The sequence below is a fragment of the Caballeronia insecticola genome, from assembly GCF_000402035.1.
In the GTDB taxonomy this organism is placed as follows: Bacteria; Pseudomonadota; Gammaproteobacteria; order Burkholderiales; family Burkholderiaceae; genus Caballeronia; species Caballeronia insecticola.
In genome coordinates this window covers 1,496,773-1,517,817 of sequence record NC_021287.1, presented here as the reverse complement: position 1 = coordinate 1,517,817, position 21,045 = coordinate 1,496,773, and the positions used below count along the sequence as shown (strand labels likewise).

At 66.5% G+C, this 21,045-nt stretch carries 18 protein-coding genes; 5 read left to right on the top strand and 13 right to left on the bottom strand.

Annotated elements, in window-relative coordinates:
* The first annotated feature begins 37 nt into the window (after positions 1-37).
* Entirely contained in the window at positions 38-949 is a 912-nt protein-coding gene (locus BRPE64_RS07035; protein ID WP_016345374.1) for a recombination-associated protein RdgC, read from the top strand.
* 23 nt (positions 950-972) lie between these two features.
* On the opposite strand, the gene BRPE64_RS07030 is transcribed toward BRPE64_RS07035, so the two are convergent.
* The 5 genes from BRPE64_RS07030 to BRPE64_RS32790 form a co-directional block, all read right to left on the bottom strand.
* Positions 973-2,034 (bottom strand): GGDEF domain-containing protein, encoded by a 1,062-nt coding sequence (locus BRPE64_RS07030; RefSeq protein WP_016345373.1) that lies wholly within the window; start codon positions 2,032-2,034, stop codon positions 973-975.
* A gap of 40 nt (positions 2,035-2,074) precedes the next feature.
* Positions 2,075-2,839, bottom strand: coding sequence for a hypothetical protein (locus BRPE64_RS07025; protein WP_016345372.1), 765 nt, complete (start codon positions 2,837-2,839; stop codon positions 2,075-2,077).
* A 533-nt stretch (positions 2,840-3,372) separates the two neighbouring features.
* Entirely contained in the window at positions 3,373-4,254 is an 882-nt protein-coding gene (locus BRPE64_RS07020) for a DMT family transporter (protein WP_016345371.1), read from the bottom strand.
* 67 nt (positions 4,255-4,321) lie between these two features.
* Positions 4,322-5,233, bottom strand: coding sequence for a YihY/virulence factor BrkB family protein (locus tag BRPE64_RS07015; protein WP_016345370.1), 912 nt, complete (start codon positions 5,231-5,233; stop codon positions 4,322-4,324).
* A 97-nt stretch (positions 5,234-5,330) separates the two neighbouring features.
* The gene (locus BRPE64_RS32790) at positions 5,331-5,531 is read right to left on the bottom strand and encodes a hypothetical protein (protein ID WP_144063332.1); all 201 of its coding nucleotides are present in this window, start codon (positions 5,529-5,531) and stop codon (positions 5,331-5,333) included.
* A 132-nt stretch (positions 5,532-5,663) separates the two neighbouring features.
* On the opposite strand from BRPE64_RS32790, the gene BRPE64_RS07010 reads away from it, so the two are divergent.
* Positions 5,664-7,142: an NCS1 family nucleobase:cation symporter-1 gene (locus BRPE64_RS07010; protein WP_016345368.1), complete on the top strand. Its 1,479-nt coding sequence runs from the start codon at positions 5,664-5,666 to the stop codon at positions 7,140-7,142.
* 7 nt (positions 7,143-7,149) lie between these two features.
* On the opposite strand, the gene BRPE64_RS07005 is transcribed toward BRPE64_RS07010, so the two are convergent.
* A complete protein-coding gene (locus tag BRPE64_RS07005; RefSeq protein WP_044041335.1) occupies positions 7,150-7,473 on the bottom strand; it encodes a hypothetical protein in 324 nt (107 codons plus the stop codon).
* Between the two features lie 137 nt (positions 7,474-7,610).
* Between BRPE64_RS07005 and BRPE64_RS07000 the strand changes: the two genes are divergently transcribed.
* Complete coding sequence (locus BRPE64_RS07000) at positions 7,611-8,597, top strand: alpha/beta fold hydrolase (RefSeq protein WP_232519162.1); 987 nt, start codon at positions 7,611-7,613, stop codon at positions 8,595-8,597.
* A gap of 1 nt (position 8,598) precedes the next feature.
* On the opposite strand, the gene BRPE64_RS06995 is transcribed toward BRPE64_RS07000, so the two are convergent.
* Positions 8,599-9,090 (bottom strand): diacylglycerol kinase, encoded by a 492-nt coding sequence (locus BRPE64_RS06995; protein ID WP_016345365.1) that lies wholly within the window; start codon positions 9,088-9,090, stop codon positions 8,599-8,601.
* A 180-nt stretch (positions 9,091-9,270) separates the two neighbouring features.
* Here BRPE64_RS06995 and BRPE64_RS06990 point away from each other — a divergent pair, with 180 nt between their 5' ends.
* Together BRPE64_RS06990 and tehA are read left to right on the top strand one after the other, a co-directional pair.
* The gene (locus BRPE64_RS06990) at positions 9,271-9,540 is read left to right on the top strand and encodes a hypothetical protein (RefSeq protein WP_016345364.1); all 270 of its coding nucleotides are present in this window, start codon (positions 9,271-9,273) and stop codon (positions 9,538-9,540) included.
* A 125-nt stretch (positions 9,541-9,665) separates the two neighbouring features.
* Positions 9,666-10,712: a dicarboxylate transporter/tellurite-resistance protein TehA gene (tehA, locus tag BRPE64_RS06985; protein ID WP_016345363.1), complete on the top strand. Its 1,047-nt coding sequence runs from the start codon at positions 9,666-9,668 to the stop codon at positions 10,710-10,712.
* Between the two features lie 6 nt (positions 10,713-10,718).
* Here the strand turns inward: tehA and BRPE64_RS06980 are convergent, their stop codons facing one another.
* The 6 genes from BRPE64_RS06980 to BRPE64_RS06955 form a co-directional block, all read right to left on the bottom strand.
* A complete protein-coding gene (locus BRPE64_RS06980; RefSeq protein WP_016345362.1) occupies positions 10,719-11,504 on the bottom strand; it encodes a 3',5'-cyclic-nucleotide phosphodiesterase in 786 nt (261 codons plus the stop codon).
* 37 nt (positions 11,505-11,541) lie between these two features.
* Entirely contained in the window at positions 11,542-13,776 is a 2,235-nt protein-coding gene (locus BRPE64_RS06975) for a CHASE2 domain-containing protein (protein ID WP_016345361.1), read from the bottom strand.
* On the bottom strand, positions 13,773-16,052 hold the full coding sequence (locus tag BRPE64_RS06970; RefSeq protein WP_016345360.1) for an SLC26A/SulP transporter family protein: 2,280 nt from the start codon (positions 16,050-16,052) through the stop codon (positions 13,773-13,775). Before BRPE64_RS06970 ends, BRPE64_RS06975 begins: the two co-directional genes overlap by 4 nt.
* Before the next feature lie 21 nt (positions 16,053-16,073).
* The gene (locus BRPE64_RS06965) at positions 16,074-16,721 is read right to left on the bottom strand and encodes a FecR family protein (RefSeq protein WP_016345359.1); all 648 of its coding nucleotides are present in this window, start codon (positions 16,719-16,721) and stop codon (positions 16,074-16,076) included.
* Between the two features lie 18 nt (positions 16,722-16,739).
* The gene (locus BRPE64_RS06960) at positions 16,740-18,398 is read right to left on the bottom strand and encodes a ShlB/FhaC/HecB family hemolysin secretion/activation protein (RefSeq protein ID WP_232519199.1); all 1,659 of its coding nucleotides are present in this window, start codon (positions 18,396-18,398) and stop codon (positions 16,740-16,742) included.
* 116 nt (positions 18,399-18,514) lie between these two features.
* Positions 18,515-20,914 carry a two-partner secretion domain-containing protein gene (locus BRPE64_RS06955; RefSeq protein WP_232519198.1) on the bottom strand — a complete coding sequence of 800 codons (2,400 nt, stop codon included), beginning with the start codon at positions 20,912-20,914 and terminating at the stop codon, positions 18,515-18,517.
* Positions 20,915-21,045: the final 131 nt, after the last annotated feature.

Below are 21,045 nucleotides of genomic sequence, written 5' to 3'. Positions count from 1 at the left end.
GAATGGCGCCCCGCCGACTACATCGAAATCCCGCGCCATGTGGTTCAAGAATCTCCAGCTTCACCGTCTTCCCGCTCACTGGTCCGTCACGCCGCAGCACATGCAGCAATGGCTCGAACCGCTCGCGTTCAGCGCGGCGTCGAGTATTGAGAACGAGCGCCGCGGCTGGGTCTCGCCGCGCGGCGACGATGCGCTCGTCTACACGGCGAACCGTCAGATGCTCATCACGTATCGTGCGGAAAAGAAGCTTCTGCCGGCATCGGTGGTCACGCAATTCGTCAAGGAACGCGCGGCCGAACTCGAAGAGCAGCAGGGCTTCAAACCGGGCCGCAAGCAGTTGCGCGAACTGAAGGAGCAAGTCACCGACGAACTGTTGCCGCGCGCGTTCAGCATTCGCCGCGACACGCGCGTGTGGATCGATCCGGTCAACGGCTGGCTCGCGATCGATTCATCGTCGACAGCGTTGTGCGACGACATCATCGGCTTGCTGGTGAAGTCGGTCACCGATCTGCCGCTCGCCAGCGTGCGCACCGCGCGCTCGCCGGTGTCCGCGATGACCGAGTGGCTGCTGTCGGGCGACGCGCCCTCGGGCTTCACGCTCGATCGCGACACCGAACTGCGCTCGACCGGCGAAGGCAACGCGACCGTGCGCTATGTCGGTCACGCGCTCGAAACCGAGGACATGCGGCGTCATATCGAAGCGGGCAAACAATGCATGCGTCTCGCGATGTCGTGGGATGACCGCGTGTCGTTCGTGCTGACGCCGTCGTTCACGTTGAAGCGCGTGAGCGCGCTCGATGTCCTCAAGGAAGCGGCCGACCCCACCGCAGCAAACGACGACGAACGCTTCGAAGCCGACTTCATCCTGATGACGGGTGAACTCGCGCGCATGCTGTCGGCCCTGACGGGCGCACTCGGCGGCGAAGAAGACCTGCGCGCGGCGGCCTGACGGCTCTTTGCTCGTCGCTTCGCTCAAGCGGATGCCGATGCGAACGCGTAGCCGTTCTTGCCGTTGCGCTTGACGGTGTACATCGTTTCATCGGCGGCGGCGACGAGCCGCCAGTAATCGTTGACGCGATCCGGGAAGCTCGCAATGCCGATGCTCGCGCGCACGATCGACAGGCCCATCTGCGCGTCGGTTTCGCCGACGCACGCAATGATGCGCTGCGCGATCGCCGCGAGTTCGCCATCGCTCGAATAGTCGCGCACGAGCAGCGCGAATTCGTCGCCGCCGATGCGCGCGACCATATCGCCGCCGCGCACCGTCTGACGAAAGCGCCGCGATACCGCAATCAGAAATTCGTCGCCGATGCGGTGGCCGTGCGTGTCGTTCACGCGCTTGAAACCATCCAGATCGATATACAGCACCGCGATGCGCGCCGACCCGCGCATGCCGCTCGCGAGCGCATTCGCTGCGCCTTCCAGCGCCGCGAAGAGCTTGCGGCGGTTGGGCAGGCCCGTCATCGGATCGTGCAGCGACGCGTGCTCGAATTCGTTGGAGATGCCGAGAAGCTGGCGATTGCGCTTCGCATACATGCCGAGCGCCGTGATGAGCACGCCGAACACGATCGCCGACAACGCAATCAGCGTATGCGACACGCTCAGAATTCGCTCGCGCACGTCCGCACTCGCGCGGTCGCGTTCGGTGCGCCAGTACGCGTAGGCGGAATCGAGCGCGCCGCTCGCCTCGCCGAGCGCGGTGGCGGGCGAGAGCGCGGACATCGGCAAGGGGGGCGCCGCCATCGGGCTCGACGTGATCAGCGCGTGCAGCGCCGCGAGCCGCGCCGCCAGTTCGATGCGCGCTTCGCGATATGCAGCGCGATGTTGCGTGTCCCCGGCGGGCGTGTCCTGCAAAGACAGCGCAGTGGCGCGCACCGCATCCGCGCGCTCGACCGCTTCGAGCACGAGGCCGACGTATTCCTGCTGCAATTGCGCCGAGAAGATCGCGCGCACCTGAAGCGCCAGAAACAGCAGGCCGAAGAGCAAACACAGCAGCGCCGCGCCCGCGAGCGGCGTCGGGCCCGGCACCGGCACACGCTGCAGGGCGAGCCGGGCGCGGCTCGCGAAGCTCGCCTCAGGGGCGGGAATACTCCTCTCGCTGACGGGTCGGGACATTGTGTCGATAGCTCACTCGATGAAAGAACGCGCCCACGCGCGCAAAGAGTCCGCCTTCGGGCTTGGCGTGAGCCGCGCGTTTGCGGGCCTGAGCGGCCTGATTAGCCTGTGCCGACTGCGTTGCCTGATTCGCGCGATTGCCGGCGGCCGTTTGCGTAGCCGATGCGTTCGCGCGCCGTTGTGCGGCGGCCGGTGCGGCCTGCGCCGATTGTGTCGACTGCGCCGATTGTGTCGATTGCGCCGCTGCGGCTGCCGCCGCGGACGTCGCCGCGAGCGCGGCCGTGCCGGCGGCGTCGGCGGTATCGTCGGATGCGGTGTCGGGCGAAAGCCGCGCGGCGTTGTCCGCGGGCGCGAGCGTGCTCGTGTACACGGGCGTCGTCGTCACGGGCGCTTCGACCACGCCCGCCGATTCCGTCTGCGCGACGATCGCCGGCTGATCGATGCCGAGCGTCTTACGCGCGCTCGCCATGGCTTCGGCGTACACGCGCTGATCGTGGTTGAACCACATGCTGTAGGCGACGGTCCCGAGCACGCCGATGCCGAGCGCGGTCGCGGACGCCATCCACAGCGCGAGACGCCCGAAGCGCAGCGGCGTGCGCGGCGGTCCGGCTTCGTCTTCGAATTCGGCTGCGGGCGCGGGGAGATTGATGACGTTGGCGTCGTTCGCGGGACTCGCGCGGCCCGCGATGCGCTCTTCGGGTGGTAGCTCAGCGTGGTGAGGCATGGCAGCGCTCTCCAGTACATATTCGTCGAACGGCGGGCGGGCGTGCCAGGCCCGGCATGGCGCATTCCGGAGACAACCGGACGGCGCGACAATCGAAGGCGCTGCGGCATGCGCCGCGCCGTTGCTGTTTCTGTGCGGTGATTCATCGTATGAAAATATCAACCGATGATTCACCGCGGTTTCGGCGGGCATAACAGCGTATGCCCGCCCGGCTGGAACCGGCAGGCTATTTTTGCCCGGACGATGTAACTTGCGCCGGATGCCGCGACGTTCGAACGGCAGTCAGGCGCTGAAGCCAGATGCGGAACTCCGCGCGATGCTCGATGCGCCGGGCTCTGACAGGGCCTCGGCGGCCAATGCGAAACCATTCGCCGCACCGCGCGACATGCCGTTGAAGCATGTCCGAAAACCTACGTTAGCACGCTCCGTTCCAGCCCCATTTGGAGAATCGGGGAAAATCCGCATGCATCATTCTTCAGAGGAAGTTCCTGTGCGTATGTGAGGTAGCGCACATACGGCCGATGCCGCGCGCGTCAATGCGTGCGCCGGGAGAGCACGACGAGCGCGATGCCGCCGAGTATCGCGACCGAACTCACGACGAGCCGCGCGGTGAGTGCTTCGCCGAGCAGCAACACGCCGCCCGTCGCCGTGATGACGGGCACGCTCAGTTGCACGGTCGCCGCCGTGGCGGGCCGCAAGTCCCTCAGCGCCGCATACCAGACGATATAGCCCATGCCCGACGTCAGCGCGCCCGAGGCGACGGCGCAGGCGAAGCCCGCGGCATCCAGACGTGCGTGCGCGAATGCCAGCGCCGACACTGCGATCGCGAATGGCAAGGCGCGCAGAAAGTTGCCCGCCGTGGCCGCGACCGGATCGGCGAGACCGCGTCCGCGCAGCGAATACGCGCCCCATCCGACGCCCGCGGCGATCATCAGCAGCGACGAAAACGGCTCGGGCGCGGCCAACCCCGGCAGCACCAGCCAGACGAGTCCGGCAAGCGCGAGCGCGAGGCCGAGCCATTGCGCCGCGGCGAGCCGCTCGCCGCGGCTGAGACCGTAGCCGATCATCGTCGCCTGCACGGCGCCGAAGAGCAGCAGCGCGCCGGTGCCGGCCGCAAGGCGCACATAGGCATAGGAAAACGCCGCCGCGTAGACGATCAGCGCGAGCGCCGATGCCCAGCTTCCCGCACGACGCTCGCCGCCGCGCGCGATCAGGATCAGCCACAGCACCAGCGCCGCCGACGCGATGCGCACGAGCGTGAAGCTCGCTGCATCGATCTGCGTGCCTTTCAGCGCGAGACGGCAGAGCAGGGAATTGCCGGCGAAGGCGAGCATCGCGATGACGGTCAGCATCGCCACGCGGATGCCGTGCGGCGATGTGACGGACGAGGCGGCGTCGGACGGGGGCTTGGTCATCGGCAGCGCGCTGAACGGGGGCGCACCACTGTATCGCGCGCGGGCCGCGAAGGCATGCTGCGCTGCTTCAATCCGTCCTGAAGGGCGGGGGCGGCGTATCGCGTTCCATGCCGAATCGCTCGAACTCGGAAATGACCTGCGCGCCGAAGAGGAGCAGCGTCGCGAGCGCTTCGAGGCTGAACAGCACGACGATCGACGTGGTCAGCGAACCGTAGACCACGCTCACTTGCGAGAGCGTCGCGAAGTACCACACGAGCACGTGCCGGGTGATTTCCCACAGCACGGCGGCGGTGATGCTGCCGAGCAGCGCGAGCCTGAGCGACGGCCGTCCGACCGGCATGACGAGATAGATCGACGTGAGCACGAAGATTTCGCCCGCGACACCGAGCAGATAGAGCAGCAACCGCGACACGCCCTTGAGCGACACCTCGACGCCGAGCAGGTCCACGCTGTTGGTGCCCATCGCCTGCAAGCCGTTCGACACGAACGTGACGATCAGCATGCCGACGCCCAGAAACAGGATGTAGCAATAAGGCAGCAGCGCGGAGAGCAGGAAATGCCGGCGGCGCACGGCAACGCGATGCACGAAGATCACCGACATCGCGTTTTCCAGCACGGTGAAGGCGAGCGAGCTGAAGAAGATCATCGTGACGAGTAAAAGCCAGCCGAGCACGGCGCGGTGCGCCAGAAAGTTGGCCAGTTCTTTTACGACGGCGCGCGCCTGACCCGGCACGAGCCATTCGAGCAGATGCGCGAGCGTTTCGAGCAATTCCTGCTGTCCGATGAATTTCGACAGCACGATGACGATCAGGATCAGGAGCGGCACGATCGACAGCAGCGCGTAATACGCCACCGCGCCCGCGAGCAGCAAGCCCTGGTTCGCGCGAAATGCCTTGAGCGTGCGCATCGCGAAGCCGAACGGATTGCGCGCGACGCTGCGCACTTGCGGGCCGAGCACGGGGCCGAGAATCTTGGACATGAACCCTCCGCGGCGCGAACGCTGCCGCATCTCTAGCGGCGAGCAAGTTCCGAGCCCATGCCGCTAACGGCGAACGGCGAGCGTCAGGCGTCAGGCGTCAGCCGGCGCGGCGGGCCTCGCTGCGCGCGGCGGCCCGCTGCGCGGCTTCCTCGAACGCGAGATCGAGCAGGGTATCGACTTCCTGCGCGGGCAGGTCCTCCGCGTCGATGTTGCGCAGCCGGCAAAAGAGCGCGAGCGCCTCGGCTGCGGCGGCGAAGGCGTCGTTCATGTCCCGGGAGTGAAGGCGTTTTTTTCTCATGAATCACATATCGGCAGCGCTTCGGGCGGACTTTAATATGCGGCGGCGCAGCGCACAGCGGACTCACCCTCGCGTGTTTCATCGATTACTCTTGGTGCATGATGCGAGCGCGCATCGGACAAGGAGGAAACAATGTCAGCTTCCCACATCGCCTCCGCCACCGATGCCTCGCTCGGTGCCGACGCCGAAATCGTCGATGCCGACGAACGCCTCTACAACCACGATCTCGCCCCCGTCCCGCGCGCAAAGCGCACCTGGAACGGCTACAGCATCTTCGCGATGTGGATGTCGGACGTGCACAGCGTCGGCGGCTATACGTTCGCGGCGAGCCTCTTTTTGCTGGGCATCTCGGGCTGGCAAGTGCTGCTCGCGCTCACCATCGGCATTCTGGTGGTCTATGTGCTGATGAACTGGGTCGGCAAGCCGAGCCTCGTGCACGGCATTCCGTTTCCCGTCATGGCGCGCGTCTCGATGGGCGTGATGGGCGCGAATCTCGCGGCGCTCATTCGCGGCGTGGTCGGCATTGTCTGGTACGGCGTGCAGACCTACTTCGCGTCGAAAGCCGTCGCGACGCTGCTGCTGTTGTTCGTGCCGTCCGTCGCCGCGTGGCGCGATACGAGCTTCCTCAGGCTCGACATGCTCGGCTGGGTGAGCTTTCTTTTCATGTGGCTGTTGCAGCTCATCATTTTCCAGCGCGGCATGGAGATCATCCGCAAGTTCATCGATTTTTGCGGACCGGCCGTGTATGTCGTGATGTTCGTCCTGATGGGCTGGATTCTTTACCGCGCGGGCCTCGGCAGCCTGAATCTGACGCTCTCGGGCAAGGTGCTTTCCGGCGACGAACAACTCCACGCGATGATCAACGCGATCCTCCTCGTCGTGAGTTATTTCGCCGCGCTGCTGTTGAATTTCGGCGACTTCTCGCGCTTCGCGAAGAGCGAGCGGCAGATGAAGATCGGCAATTTTCTCGGGCTGCCGTTCAATTTCGTGGCGTTCGCCATCATCACCGTGATCGTCACGGCGGGCAGCGAGAAAGTGTTCGGCACGATGATCATGGACCCGGTCGAGATCGTCTCGCGCATCGAGAACAAGGTGTGGGTCGCGATCGGCAGCATCACGTTCGTCATCGCGACGATGGGCATCAATATCGTCGCGAACTTCGTGTCGCCCGCCTATGACATCGCCAATCTGTTTCCGAAGCATGTGGACTTCAAGAAGGGCGGGCTGATCGCATCGATCCTCGCGGTGCTGGTGTGCCCGTGGATTTTCGTGGACAGCCCGAAGGCGATCACCATCTTCGTGTCGGTGTTCGGCGCCGTGCTCGCGCCGATGTACGGCGTGATGATGTCCGACTACTACCTCGTCAAACATCAGCAGGTGAAGACCGCCGAGCTTTATACGATGCAGCCCAGCGGACGCTTCTATTACGACGGCGGATGGAACAAAGTCGGGCTCGCGGCGCTTCTCGTCTCGGGCGTGGTGTCGGTCGGCTGGGAATTGTCGACGCAGATGCTCAAGCTGCTGCCGCCGAACAATCTCGGCTGGCTGATCGGCGCGGTGGCCGGCGCGCTGCTCTATGTGCTGTTCATGCGCATGGCGAACCGAAAATAGAACGCCTTCATTTGAGCCACTTGCGCACGTCCTGCTCCCATTCGGGCTGACCGCAGTTCGGCGGATTCTCGGGTCCGAGCACGGTGATGTAACCGCGGTCCTTCATGCATGCCTCGTAGGCGCGCACCTGCGTGCAGCGGCCCGCGCCCGCCGCCTTCGCGGTAGTCTTGCACGCGGACATGGTGTTGTCCATGCCGCTGAAATCGGCGTCGCCGCCGGGGTCGTTCCAGGGCGGCGGGTTGGCGCTCGCCGAGAATTCGACGGGCGTCGAGCAGGCGGCGAGGGCGAGCACGGCGGCACAGGACAATCCGGCGCGTAAGAGTCGGTTCATCGGTTGACACTCCTTTTTTAAGCTCTTGTTGAAGGCGCGTGATCCGCCGCCTATTATTCCTCGCGGCCATGACGCGTAGCGTGTTTTTGCGCAGATCTTTCCAACCTGTCTTCGATCCGATCGTCCGGAGCATGCCGATGAAACCCATGCCGCTCGCAAGCGTTGTGTCGTCGTGCGTGCTCGCCGCTGCGTTGGCCGCGCTCGCCGTGTTCACGCCGTCCGCCCGCGCCGACGATGTCTCCTTGGGCCAGAACCAGCTATGCGGCCTGAATACCGCGCGCCCCGACCGCAATCCCGCCGTGCAGGTGAAAACCGTGCAGGGCAGGAACGGGCCGATCGGCTATGCGCGCTTCGGGCGCGGCGCGCCGCTTCTGCTTATCACCGGCTACCGCGCGACGCTCGGCGAATGGAACGCGTATTTTCTCGGCGAGCTTGCAAAGCATCACGAGGTGATCATCTTCGACAATCGTGGCGTGGGGCGCTCGGCGATCGTCGACGGACGTTTCGGGCCGGATTACGGCATGCGCGAGATGGCGGAGGACGCGGCGGATGTCATCGCGGGCCTGAGGCTTGGTCGCGTCGATGTGGCCGGCTGGTCGATGGGCGGCATGATCGCGCAGCAACTCGCACTCGATGCGCGCGAGAAGGTCGCCTCGCTGACGCTGATCGCGACCGCGCCGCCGGGCCCGGACGCGGTGCCGCTGACGCCGCAGGTGCAGCACGTGTTGGCGAGCTCTGGCCGCGATGCGTTCGCGCAGATCATGGCCGTGCTGTTCCCGGCGAACGTGGTCGCGGACGCGTCGAAGTGTTTTGTCGGCGACATGTTCGCGCCGCGCGATTACACAGGCCGGCCCGTTTCCGATGCGGTCGCCGCGCAGCAGAATCAGGCGATGACGCGCTGGTTCGCCGATTCCGCCGCCGCCGCTGCGTTGCGAAGCTCGCCGGTGCGCACGCTGATCATCGCGGGCGCGAACGACGACGTCCTGGCGGACAGCAACGCGCGTCAGCTCGAACGGATCATTCCGCGCGCCACACTCGATATCGTCTCCGATGCAGGGCACGCGCTGATGTACCAATATCCGATCGAACTCGCGCGGCACATCGGCGCGTTCGTATCGCGCTGAATCAGAGATGCACGCGTAACCATCGCCACGCGAGCGGCCCGCAGATCACGGCCCACGCAATGACGGCGATGAGTATCGCCATCGTCACGGCGGCGCTGCCGCAATCTTTCGCGCGCGCCGAGAGTTCGTGACGTTCGAGCGAGATGCGGTCGATGGCCGCCTCGATGCTCGAATTGATGAGCTCGACGAGCAGCACGAGCAACACCGATCCCGCGAGCAGCACGCGTTCGGCCGCGCTCACGTGAACGAACGCGGCAATCGGCAGCAGCACGGCCGCGACGCACGCTTCCTGACGAAACGCGCTTTCATCGCGCCAGGTCGCGGCAATGCCCGCCCATGAGTGACGCAGCGCGAACAGGCCGCGCATGAGGCCGCGGCGCTTGCCGTGCGTATCGGCGGCGGGCGCGGACGTCGAATGCGAAGAGGATTGCGTGGGCCGTGTCATGAAAGTGATGTTACCGCGCGCAATGCCGGCGTTGAACGCATCGCGCATCGGTGTTTCCCTCGCGACGAAAACGTTTGCCGATCCATACCGCACAAAGCGGGTGCAAATCGCCTTGTCACGCCTGACGACGCGCCTTCATACTGGCCCGCAAACGCGCTGCACGAGCGTGCGAATCGCTCGTTGAAAACCGGCGCGTCGAGAACTAAAAGAGAGAACCGGGGATACATCATGAAGTCACGCTTTACGGCTGTTCATCTTCGATCCGTCGAACTCGCGGATTCGCATCTCGCGCATTTGTATATGGAATGCGCCGATGCCGAGGCGCGTCTTGCCGGCGCAAGCCGGCTCGCGGCGGTGGCCGTCTTCGAGGCCCGCGAGAAAACCCTCGCGAACTTGTGGACGCGGCTGCACACGCTCGATCCGCGACTGTGCCGAGAACTGAAAAGCGCGGTCGATGACTGGCACGACATCGCGGTGAAGCTGCGCGGCGGCGAGTGATTTGAGACGCGCGAGCAGACGAACGAGACGCTGCGACATTCGCGCCAAGGCCCTTCGCCGCTAATCTTTCTCCAACGACGGACAGAAAGCCCAAGCGCTTTCCACCCCATTCACGGAGAAGGGCCATGAACAGCAACAAGGGTACGGATCATTCGAACGGTCACGCGCCGATGCCGGTCGCGTTTTTCGGAGTCGCAGTCGGTGGGCTGGCGCTTGCGGGCGCATGGCGCGCGGCGGCTCGCGTATGGAGCATCCCCGATGCCGTGCCGGCGCTTCTGACGGCGGCGTCGCTCGTCGTGTGGCTCGTCGTTGTCGCGGCGTATGCGCGCAAATGGCTCGTGCAGCGCGATGCGGCAATCGCCGAGATGCAACATCCGGTGCAGTCTTCGTTCGCCGCCTTGGCCCCCGTTTCGACGATGCTCGTCGCCCAGGCCGTGCAGGCCTATTCGCGCGAGCTGGCCATCGCGCTCTTCGCGATCGGCGTATCGAGTCAACTGGTATTGGGCGCGTATCTGCACGGACGCTTCTGGCAAGGCGGCCGCAAACCGGAACTGACGACGCCCGCCATCTATCTCCCGACGGTCGCGCCGAGCTTCGTTGCGGCAACGGCGGCCGCGGCGCTCGGCTTCACGCAGATTGGCGCGCTCTTCTTCGGCGCGGGCGTGTTCTCGTGGATCGCGATCGAATCCATCGTGCTGCATCGCGCCGCCGTGCACGAACCGCTGCCCGAGGCGCTGCGCCCGACGCTCGGCATCCAGCTTGCGCCGCCGGTCGTCGGAGGCGTGTCGTATCTCGCGATCACGCATGGCGTGCCGGACTTGTTCGCGTACATGCTGCTCGGCTACGGGATTTATCAGGCACTGACGCTCACGCGGCTCGTTCCGTGGATTCGACAAAGCGCGTTCACGCCTTCGTACTGGGCCGTGAGCTTCGGCGCCGCCGCGTTGCCGACGATGGCAATCCGCATGCTCGAACGCGGCGCAACAGGCCCGATGCAATGGATCGCGCCGGTGGCTTTCGTGCTGGGCAATGTCGTGATCGGCCTGTTGATCGCGGGAACGGTGCGCGCAATGTTGCAAGGCAAGTTATTGCCGGCGGCGCCGGTGAATGCCGCGCCGGTCGGCAACAATGTGCGATCCATCGAACGTCGTGTGGCGGCGGGCGCGCGCTGAACGGCATCACACATCCAGGGCTTCGCCGTCGATCAACGCACGCAACGCGATGTCCGGCAACGCGGCGCGCAGTTCTTCGAGAATCTGCGCGCCGTGCGGCGGTTTCAGATGCGAGATCAGCAATTCCGCCTGCATCTCGACGCCGCGCAAATCCTCCGCGATAAGCCTCGGACAGTAATGATGCGCCGCGTGCGCCAACGCGATTTGCTCGTCGCGAAACGCGGTTTCGACGATCACATGGCGCAGGCCCGGCAGCGTGGCAATCGCGGACCAGAACGCGGGATTGGTCGTCGTGTCGCCGCTGAACGCGAGCGAGGCCGTGTCGCTGCATAGCGCGTAACCCATCGCCGGCACCGAATGACACGCCGGCAACGCAACGATGCTGCGGCCGTTCAGCACCACGCGCTCGCCCACTTCCAGCGCCTCGAATCGCACGCCGGGTGCATCGGCGGAAGGAATGCGCGTGAAGTCCGGCCAGATCAGATTGTTGAAGACATGCGCATGCAGAATATCGAGCGTCGCGCGGCTCGCGTGCACGATGAGCGGCTCGTTGTGCGCTTCATTGCGAACCTCGCCCACGGCGTCGATCATCAACGGCAAATACGCCATGTGATCGAGATGCGAATGCGTGAGGAACACATGATCGATGCGCGCGAGTTCATCATCGCCGAGCACGGCGACGCCGGTGCCCGCATCGATCAGCACATCATGATCGACGAGCAGCGCCGTGGTGCCGCCGCCTTTGCCGCTGTTGCCGATAGCGCCATTGCAGCCGAGCACGCGAATTTTCATGACCGTTCCCCGAGTATTTCGTTATCACGCGACTTCGCTATTTGGTGTCGAATGCGCTCACGCAGTCCCAGTCCTCGGGCAGTTCGACACCGCGCAACGCATCGATACGCTTGCGATACAACGCATACAGTTGCCGCTCGGGATACTGCGCCGCGAGCACGTCGAGCAGCGCCTGCGCCTCGTCCCATGCACGCGCGCGATAGTGCGAAAGCGCTGCGTGCCAGCGCGCGAGTTCGTCGGCGTTACGGTTCGACGACTGCGGCTCGAACACCGCGATCGGCGCGTTGCGTCCCTTCACGCGCACGCGGTCCAGCTCGCGGAACAGAACATCCGGCGCCTGCTCGCGCGTCGCTTCGCCCACGATGATGTCGATATCGAAACGCCGCGTGAGGCCTTCGAGCCGTGCGGCGACGTTGACCGCATCGCCCATCACGGTGTAGGCCTTGCGCACGGTCGAACCCATGTCGCCGACGGTCATCGGCCCGGTATTGATGCCGATGCCGATCCACAGCGTCGGCCAGCCGCGCGACGTGAGCGTGCGGTTCAGATCGACGAGCGCCGCGCGCATGCCGAGCGCCGCCGCCACCGCATGACGCGCATGCTCCGGATCGTCGACGGGCGCGCCCCAGAAGCCCATGATCGCATCGCCCATGTATTTGTCGAGCGTGCCGCGATGCGCGCGGATCACTTCCGTCATCGTGCCGAGATACTCGTTCATCAGGCGCGCGAGCGCTTCCGGTTCGAGCGTCTCAGCGATGGCGGTAAAGCCGAGCACGTCGCAGAAGAGCACGGTCAGTTCGGCGCGCCGGCCCGTCATGCTGTAGTCCTCGGGATGGCGGCTCATTTCCTCGACGAGTTCGGGCGGCACGTACTGCCCGAACAACGCGGCGAAGTAACGCTTCGCGCGCGCCTCCACGAAATAGCCGTACGACATGTTGAGCACATAGAGCGCCAGCACCGCGAGCAGCAGCGAGGCGGCCGGAATCGACCAGTCGAGCCGCGCGAACACGAAGACATCGGCGGCGACGATCGCGCCTAATAGAAGCGCGGTCGCGAGCGTCGCGCGCGCGGGCGTGTGCCACGGCCAGAGAAAGATCATCGCGAGACCGGCGAACACAAGCGCGATTGTCTGGAGCGTCGCGGCGAAAGGCGGCTGGAAGCGGATCGCGCCATCGAGCATGCCGCTCACCAGATTCGCATTCACCTCGACGCCCGGATACACCTCGCCAACGGGCGTCGTGCGCTGATCCATGAGACCGGGCGCCGTCGTGCCGATGAGCACCACCTTGCCCGCGAGCGCGTTCGGCGGAATGCGGTGCGCGAGCACGTCGGCGATCGAGTAATACGGGAAGCTGCCGGCCGCGCCGCGATAGGGCACGAGCGCCGCGCCGTTGGCATCGACGGGAATGACGCGTATGCCGCGCGGCGTCGTCAGTGCGAGGCCCGCGAGCGGCGCGGCGGGATCGGTCGGATCGTCGAAGAGCGGCGTCACTGCGGCATCGTTGAAAAGCGCGCGGATCACTTCGAGCGAGAGCGCGCCGTAGATGCCGTCACGATATTCGGTAACGAGCGGCACGCGCCGCACGGCGCCGTCGAAATCGATCACCGGATTGAAATAGCCCGCGCGCCGCGCCGCCTTCTGCAGCGCAGGCAGATTGCCGCCGTAGCTGGTCCAGTCGAACAGCGTGAAAGGATGCGTGCCGAACGCGCTCGCGTTCATCAACGGCGCAGGAATTGCACCGCTCGACACATCCTGATTCGAGAAGTAATAGCCGAGCACGACGGGATGACCCGCGAGCGCATCCGCGAAGCGTTGATCGTAGTCGAGGTGCGGCGCGAGACGCGCGAGCGCATCGCGGTAAGCGGCATTGTTCGCAAGCGCGCCGCGTGCGAGTTCGTCGAGCACGGCGAGACCCGAACTTGCATCGGGTTCGGCGAACACCATGTCGAAGCCGAGCACCGCAATGCGCTCGCGCGCGAACAGCGCGTTCACCAGTTCCGCCATGCGCGCGCGATCCCACGGCCAGCGGCCGAGTTCCGCGAGACTTTTCTCGTCGATATCGAGAATCGCGATGCGCGAATCGGTCGTGCGCGGCATGAAGAGGCGCACTTTCGTGTCGTAGATCAGCGCGTCGAGCGTGTCGACGAAACGCAGGTCGTAACGCGCGAGCGCGTGTCCCGCGAGCGCCGCGAGGATCGCGAGACCCAGAAGCCAGCGCAGGCCCGAGCGTTTGAGCGTGTGAGCGAACGACTCGCGCGGTGCGCGCTTCATTGCGCCGCCCGGATCTGCTCGTTCGCGACGACGAGCCGCGCCGCCAGCACGCGCGCGACGAACTTGTGCATGCGCGCGGCGAGCGCGGGATCGTCGGTTTCGAGGCGTTGCAGCGTCGAAAGTGCGAGGCGCAGCACGACAGTCGGCTCATCGGCGACGACATCCGCGCTGCGCCGCGCGCCCGTATAAACCGCCATCTCGCCGACGATCGTGCCCGCGCCGAAGCTGCGCAGCCGCAGCGTGCGCTCGTCGCCGACGGACAGCGCCACGGTCACGCGTCCGCTTTCGACGAAGTAGATCGAATCGCCCGGATCGGCTTGCCGGAACACGTAGGCGCCGGGTGCGAGCGTGAGCGTTTCCAGATGCGGACGCAGTGCGTCGAGCGTATCGGGCAATGTCGATGCAAACGTGCCCGTGTGCGCAGCAAACGTCGGATTCGCGGCGCGCGCCGCGTTCAGCACTTGCGTTTCGATCCATTCGAGCCCGTTGTCGAGATCGGCGAAAACATGCGGGCCGACCGGACTTTTCAGGTCCGTGATGCCTTTGGCGAACCACGCCTTCAACGCGGGCGAAAGGCCGGTCAGCACGAGTTGTGTGTTGGCGCGCGCGCACGCCTGACGCAGCCGCATGAAGCTCGCGGTGCTCGACGCATCCACGCCGTGCACGCGCGCGAAATCGACGAGCACGAAGCGCACGTTCGCGCTGCCGTTCTTCGCAGCGGGCGCCGCCTCGATGCGCGCGCGCATGTGCGTGAGGATCGAATATGCCGTGCCGAAGAACAGAAAGCCTTGCAGCGCGACGCCGTAGAGCGCGTGGGCTTGCGCATCGAGCACGCGGTTTTCGTCGACGGTGCGCTCGACGTTCGAGCGCCGGCCGCGTCCGTCGAATTCGAGGCGAAAGCAACTGACGCATCCATAGCGCACGACGAACAGCAGACACGCGGCGACCACGCCGAGCAGCACGCCCGCGACGATGCCATACACCGCGATGCACACCATGATCGCGGGAATCAGCAGATAGTCGTGCCACGGCAGGCGTCTGAACGAGTTGATGAGCCATTCGATCAGCATCGCCGCGCCGATGAAAATCTGCAGGCCGACCAGCACGGGCTTCGGCAGCAGCGCCATCAGGCTCGGAAAGAACGCGATCACGACGAGCGAGAAACACGCCGCGAGCACGCCCGCGCGCCGGTCGCGCACGCCCAGGCGCCAGTTGGTCATGGTGCGCGTCATCGATTGCGCGCCGACCAGCCCGCCCGCCAGTCCGGTAACGAGATTCGCGAGTCCGGCCGCGCGCATTTCGCGGTTGAAGTCGATGTCGCGCGAAGTCGTCACGCCGATGCTCGTCGTGTTGAGCAGCACGGTCATCGACGATACGGCGGCAATCGCCAGAATCTCGGGCGCGTTCGAGAACAGCGCGGGCAGCCACGCGTCGTGCAGCAGCGCGAACGGCAGACGCGCACCGCCTATCGGCTCGTAGTGGAACAAGAGGCCCATGTGGCGGGCGTCTTCGAGACTCTTTCCCGACGAAGCCAGTCCGATATAGAAGATGGCGATGCCGAGCGTCATCATCGACGGCAGGACGATCACGTAGCGCGAGGGCGGCGTGATGCGCGTCATCACGAGCAGCCCCAAGCCCACGACGAGCGCGGGCACGCTCGCGAACCACGGCAACTGCATGACGATGCGCGGCGTCGCGATGCCGACGGGCAGGTCGGTGAGCACGCGCAGCGCGCCTTCCAGAAGCAGCAGTCCCGTGCCCGCGAGAAAGCCGCCGATCACGGGAAACGGAATGTACTGGATCGCGTTGCCGCGCTTCCAGTACGCGAGCGCGAAGAGCAGCGCGCCGGTCACGAGCGATGTCACCGCAATCAGCACGAGCACGGTGGCGAGCACGGCGTCGTCGCTGCCGCCCGCGGCGTGCACCGAGAGCGCGAGCGCCGAGGCGAGTCCCGCGAGGAGCGCCGTGCCGTTCGAATCGGGGCCGGCGATCATGAACGGCTGCGAACTCGTGAGCGACACCACCAGCGCGACGATCACGCAACTGAGCAGAGCCGTCGGCATGCCGGCTGCGATCCACGGCGAGAGCCCGGCCGAGAAGATCATCGCGCCGTAGCCCGCAGCGTAGGACAGCGCGATGAGCGTGGTGAGCAGACCCGCGAGCGCGTCCACGCCGAACGAGGCGAACGCCGCATGCGGCGGGTCTGACGACGACGCCGCCGCGCGCGCGGGCGTCGTGCGGTGGAATTTCGAATCGTCGCTGGTGTTTTCGCTCATGATGGTCCCGGCTGGTCCCGGCTAGCGGCACGCCGCCGACGGAATCACCGGCGTGACCCGCGTCGCCGGCAGCACGCGAAAGGGCAGCAGCGGACTCACGACGATCGCGCCTTCGCCCGCCCGCACGATGCGCCGGTCCACCTGATTGACGATGACGATCTGCCCGTCGTAGACGACGATCTGATCGCCCTTGCAATCCGCGTTGCCGCCGGGATCGAGATTCGCGCAATCGGTGACGGAATATTCGGTGCCGCGTATGCCGATGGTCGAGGTCGGCGTCTTCACGCGATAGTTCTCGGGCTTGCCTTCCTTCGCCACGAGCCCGTCCACCGCGCGCAGCCCGCCCTTCACGAGCGACAGAAAGCTGCGGTCTTCCTGCGGCGCGTTCGCGGCGTAATGAAAATCGTCGACACGAAACACCGAGCCCGGCTTCAGATACACGCGCTGTTTGTCGGTGAAGATCATCACGATTTCGGAAGCGATGCCGGTCTGCACGGTGTCGCCGTTGTCGATGTTGCCGCCGACCGTCGCCACGCGCTGCGCGCCGCCCGCCGCCTGAATCGCGACGTTGCCGACGAGCGCGGTGATCGTCGCGACCGGCGCCGCGCACACGCCGCGCGCGGCGAAGGCGAGAAGGACAAGCAGCAGGACATGTCGGGCGCGCGTCATGGCGGTCTCAAGAGGACTTCAAAAGGACTTCGTGAGTGCGACCCAGAAGCGGTTCGCGTGGCCGGTGCCGAGCGTCGCCGGGACATAGCCGAGCGTGTGCGCATACGACATCGAGAGCAGGACGTCGTGCGGCGCGGCGAAGGTCGCGCCGACGCCCAGCCCCGACAGCCGCACGTGATTGCTGCCCGGCGCGACCGGATGCGCGACAACCTTGCCGTCGGCGGTATCGATGAAGCCCGTCAGCGTGATCAGCACCGGCACGAGCGACTGCCTGAGCGTCTGCCGCACTTCGAAAGTGGCGATATACGCTTCGTCGACGGGCGCATCGCCGGTCGCATAGGCGCGCACCGCATACGGACCGCCGAGGGAAATCTGCTCGGACGAATCCAGATTGCGCGAGCTCGCCTGTCCCGTCAGCGAAAAGTACAGCTGCGTGCCGTTGGACTGAGCGCCGATCACCTGCGTGTGCGTCATGGCGAACACGAACTTCGTGAACGAGCCCGCGATCTGCGCGGCGATCTGTTCCGCCTGCGGCGACTTGAAGCGCAAGTTGCCTTGCTGAATGCTCGTCTCGAACGTCGTGATGCTTTTTTCCAGCGTGAGATTGCCCGACAGCGCGAGGCGCCCGACGTCGCTGTTCTTGTCGCTGACGGAATCGAACGCGCCGAGATGATCGGACAGCAGCTTGTGGTCGAAGCCCGCCGTCGCGTACAGGTTCGCCGCAGGCGAGCGCAGCAGCGGATAGCTCACGAACGTCGACCAGACGTTGGCGCTGCCGTAGGCATCGAGTTCGTCGAACTGGCCGCCGACGGAGTACGTCGAGCGCGTATAGCCGACGCCCCACGCGAGCCCGCTGCCGCCAACCGGCACCGTATAGCCGATGTTGCCGTAGAACTGCCCGGTGATCGAGCCGAGCAGCCGTGCGCCCAACTGGTCGCCGATGCCGAGCGGATTGTTCCATTGCAGCGCGCCGATCAGCCGCGCGGTGCCGGTCGTCGCCTGACCGTAGTTGTCGGCCTGCACGCTGCCGGACAGCGCCCGCGCGGCGGGCACTTGCAGCGTCATGTCGGATGTGCCCGGCAGCAGGCCCGGCGAGATGGTCGCGTTCGCGCCCGTCGTGCCGGCGGCGTCCTGCGCGAGCAGCGTCGCGCGGGTGAGGGCGCTTTCGTCGATGACATCGCCCGGATGCAGCGCGCCGAGAAAGCGCGTGACGACGGAATCGCGCGTGCGCGACCGGTTGTCGATCCCGATGCGCCCGTAGCGCCCCTCGCTCACCGCGATCCGCACGATGCCGCCGTCGATCTGCTGCGGCGGCACATACGCGCGCGCGACCAGATAGCCATGCCGGCGGTAATAGGCGCTCACGCGGTCCGCGGCGCTTTCGAGATCGTCGAGCGAGCGATCCGGGCCGATCAGCGTGCGCGCGGCGTCGAGCAGTTCGGCCGCCGGGAAGATCGTGTTGCCGGTGAATTCGAAGCCTTTCACCTCGAAGCGGATGCCGCCCGGCGCGGCGGCGGACGGCGGTTGGGGCGCGGGCGTCACGTTCAGGCGCAGGTCGGATGGCGGCGGCGGGACGGGCGTCTGCTGTTGCTGCTCGCGCAGGATGCTGCCCGCGTTCGGCAGCGCCGGAGCCACTTGCGCGACCTGAGCGATTGCTTGCGCGCGGGCGTCGTGCATGTCGCGGGCGGAGGCCGCGGCCAGTGCGGCGAACAAAGCGGCGAAGCGGCGCGACGTGCCCCGACCCGGCCGGTTCGGTCGCGCGGAAGGCCGCAAGCGTCGCACACGCCTGGGCGTCACATGCGGCATACGTGGCCGGGCCATGCGTCGTCCGGCAGGCGGCTGCCGTCGCTCGACGAATCGGTGCGCTGCTGCACGAGCGGCGCCGACTGCGGCTCGAGCCCCGGCGCGGCGTCGCTCAGATTCGCGGGATTCGACGCGTCCGTGCGCACCGAATCGAGGATGCCGGGCAGCGTCGCCGCCGTCGTCGTCACGATTGAATCTGGCGCGCTTGGCTGAACCGGCTGAATCGGTGTCGGCGGCGGCGGCGGCGGCGGCGGCGTGATGGGGCCGGTGACTTGCGTCGGCTGGCTCGGCTGCGTTGGCGGTGGAGGCAGCGACGGCGGCGGAGGCGCGGCGGCGATGCGCAGCGTGCCGCTTTGCGTCGTGATCCGGTAGCCGGTCGGGCCGCCCGTCGCCGTGATCGTGATCGTGTACTCGCCGCTCGCTGCGCCCGGTGCCGCGCCCGTGCTCGTCACGGTGAAGATGAACGGTTCGTGGACCGTCGCGCTGTCGGCGAAGGCGTGGCCGTAGTTCGAGCCGTCGTAGCGCATCGCGACGGTCACGTCGTCGGGACCGAGCGTGCGCGGCGTGTCGAACGGCACGTCGAGGTTCACCGCCGCGAGCGTGACCTGCTGCAACGCGGTGAACGCGAAGCGGTTGCCGCCGGACGATGCGGCGCGTGCATCGGCGGCGCCGTTGTATGTATCGCCCCAGAGCGCGAGATTGCCGCTTTGCAGGCCGCCGAAATTGTCGGTGTCGGGCGAATCGGAGTAGACGAGCCAGCGGCCGTTGGGCGTAACGAGTGCCTGCGCGCCCGCGCGATTGTCGAGCGAAGCGGACGCGAGCGTGATGGCCGTGCCGCTCGCCCGGCTCGACACCGGCGCGACAAGCGTAAGCAACGGCGCCGCGAGCGTCACTGCGCCGCTCGCCGCGACGCCCGCGAGTCCGGCGACGTTGCCGATCGTCATCGGCGCGGCGCTGTTGACGACGACCGACGCGGCATTCGCGGCAAGCGTGCCGATGCGGTTCCCCGCGTTCGACAGCGTGTAGTTCCCCGTGCCGCCTTGCAGCGCGAGACGGGCTGCGTCGATCGGCGCGCGCTGGATTGCGCTGCTCCCGGCGGACAAAGCGAGCGTGCCGTTCGGCGCGCTGACCGGCGCCGCGAGCACGATGCCGTTTTGCGCGGCGAGCGACAGCGTGTTCGCGCTGCGCCACGCGAGCGGCCCGTCGATCAATACGAAGCCGAACGGCTGGAAACCGGCGGGCGCGGACGCGCTGATGCTGACGTTGGTCGAGTCGAGCACGCGCGAGAGCGTCGTGCCTTGAATCGTGCCGAAGCGCTGGTCGAAGCGGTTGCCCGAGCCGACGAGCGCGGCGAAGTCGCTCGCAATGCGCCACGTCCCGGTGTGTCCCGCTGCGGCCGCCGTGGTGATCGTCGCGTTTTGCGCGACGCGCACCTGCGTTCCCGACGTCTCGATGACGCCGCCATTCCCGTTGTTCGGCGCGGACGCATCGAGCGTGCCGCCGACGCGCACGATGCCGCCATCGGCCACGAGCCGGATCACGCCGTTCTCGCTGACGGCACTGTGCGCGCGGATGATGCCGGTGTTGTTGACGACGCTCGCGAACAGCGCGTCTTCGGCGTTCGCGCTGAGCCACGCCTGGCCGCCATCGGCCTGAATGAGTCCGTGATTCGCGGCGAGCGCGTGGAGCGTGCCGCGCTCGACCGAGAGGCCAATCATGCTGTGGTCGCCCAAAGTGACCGCGATCCGTTCACCGGCGGCGAGCGCGGCGACGCCATCGGGCGTGTTGATCGTGCCGGCGTTGATCGCGCGCGCCCCGATCAGCGCGACGTAGCCGCCCGGCGCGCTCGTGATCGAGCCGAGATTGACGACGGCCGCGCCATCGTCGCGATCATGACCGCGATGCCAGTGACGCTCGCGCCAGCCGCGGCGGCCATCGTCGGCGAATGCGTAATGGCCGCTCATGAAATCGCTGGTGGAGAGATTGAGCGTCGATGCCAGCAATCCGCCGACATTGACCTGCGCGCCCGGCCCGAAAATCACGCCGTTCGGATTGACGATGAAAACCTGGCCGTTCGCATTCAGCTTGCCGAACAGCGCCGACGGTCTCGGCCCGACGACGCGGTTGAGCGCGATCGCGTTCGCGCCCGGCTGATTGAACGTGACGGACTCGCCGGGCCGCGTGCTGAACGAATTCCAGTCGATGGCGAGCCGGTTGCTGTTCTGCTGGATGGTGGTGCTGGCGCCGCTCGTCGTGACCGATCCGGACCCCGCGACGACGTGCGCGCCGCCCGGCCCCGCATGCGCGTGCGCGCACGTCGCGCTTAAAAGCGTGGCGACGCACAGCCGCAGCGCGGGGGACGCGGCGCCCGCGCGCAGAGTCTTGATCATGTCGGCCGACCCCTTTCTGTTGCGCTGCACCGTGGGGAACGAATGCGGGCGCACCATCAAGCAGTTTAGTGTTCCGAATCATGCTTGCAACTACGCGTTTAGAGAATGCGCGCGCGTGCGGGCTGTGTGCG

Excerpts from the sequence above, each read along its gene's own strand:
- BRPE64_RS07000 (WP_232519162.1), top strand. The coding sequence starts at position 7,611 with ATGAAACCCATGCCGCTCGCAAGCGTTGTGTCGTCGTGCGTGCTCGCC.
- BRPE64_RS07020 (WP_016345371.1), bottom strand. The coding sequence starts at position 4,254 with ATGACCAAGCCCCCGTCCGACGCCGCCTCGTCCGTCACATCGCCGCAC.
- BRPE64_RS06955 (WP_232519198.1), bottom strand. The coding sequence starts at position 20,914 with ATGATCAAGACTCTGCGCGCGGGCGCCGCGTCCCCCGCGCTGCGGCTG.
- BRPE64_RS07035 (WP_016345374.1), top strand. The coding sequence starts at position 38 with ATGTGGTTCAAGAATCTCCAGCTTCACCGTCTTCCCGCTCACTGGTCC.
- BRPE64_RS06970 (WP_016345360.1), bottom strand. The coding sequence starts at position 16,052 with ATGAGCGAAAACACCAGCGACGATTCGAAATTCCACCGCACGACGCCC.
- BRPE64_RS06975 (WP_016345361.1), bottom strand. The coding sequence starts at position 13,776 with ATGAAGCGCGCACCGCGCGAGTCGTTCGCTCACACGCTCAAACGCTCG.
- BRPE64_RS06990 (WP_016345364.1), top strand. The coding sequence starts at position 9,271 with ATGAAGTCACGCTTTACGGCTGTTCATCTTCGATCCGTCGAACTCGCG.
- BRPE64_RS07005 (WP_044041335.1), bottom strand. The coding sequence starts at position 7,473 with ATGAACCGACTCTTACGCGCCGGATTGTCCTGTGCCGCCGTGCTCGCC.
- BRPE64_RS32790 (WP_144063332.1), bottom strand. The coding sequence starts at position 5,531 with ATGAGAAAAAAACGCCTTCACTCCCGGGACATGAACGACGCCTTCGCC.
- BRPE64_RS06965 (WP_016345359.1), bottom strand. The coding sequence starts at position 16,721 with ATGACGCGCGCCCGACATGTCCTGCTGCTTGTCCTTCTCGCCTTCGCC.
- BRPE64_RS07015 (WP_016345370.1), bottom strand. The coding sequence starts at position 5,233 with ATGTCCAAGATTCTCGGCCCCGTGCTCGGCCCGCAAGTGCGCAGCGTC.
- BRPE64_RS07010 (WP_016345368.1), top strand. The coding sequence starts at position 5,664 with ATGTCAGCTTCCCACATCGCCTCCGCCACCGATGCCTCGCTCGGTGCC.
- BRPE64_RS06960 (WP_232519199.1), bottom strand. The coding sequence starts at position 18,398 with ATGCACGACGCCCGCGCGCAAGCAATCGCTCAGGTCGCGCAAGTGGCT.
- BRPE64_RS06980 (WP_016345362.1), bottom strand. The coding sequence starts at position 11,504 with ATGAAAATTCGCGTGCTCGGCTGCAATGGCGCTATCGGCAACAGCGGC.
- BRPE64_RS06995 (WP_016345365.1), bottom strand. The coding sequence starts at position 9,090 with ATGCGCGATGCGTTCAACGCCGGCATTGCGCGCGGTAACATCACTTTC.
- tehA (WP_016345363.1), top strand. The coding sequence starts at position 9,666 with ATGAACAGCAACAAGGGTACGGATCATTCGAACGGTCACGCGCCGATG.
- BRPE64_RS07025 (WP_016345372.1), bottom strand. The coding sequence starts at position 2,839 with ATGCCTCACCACGCTGAGCTACCACCCGAAGAGCGCATCGCGGGCCGC.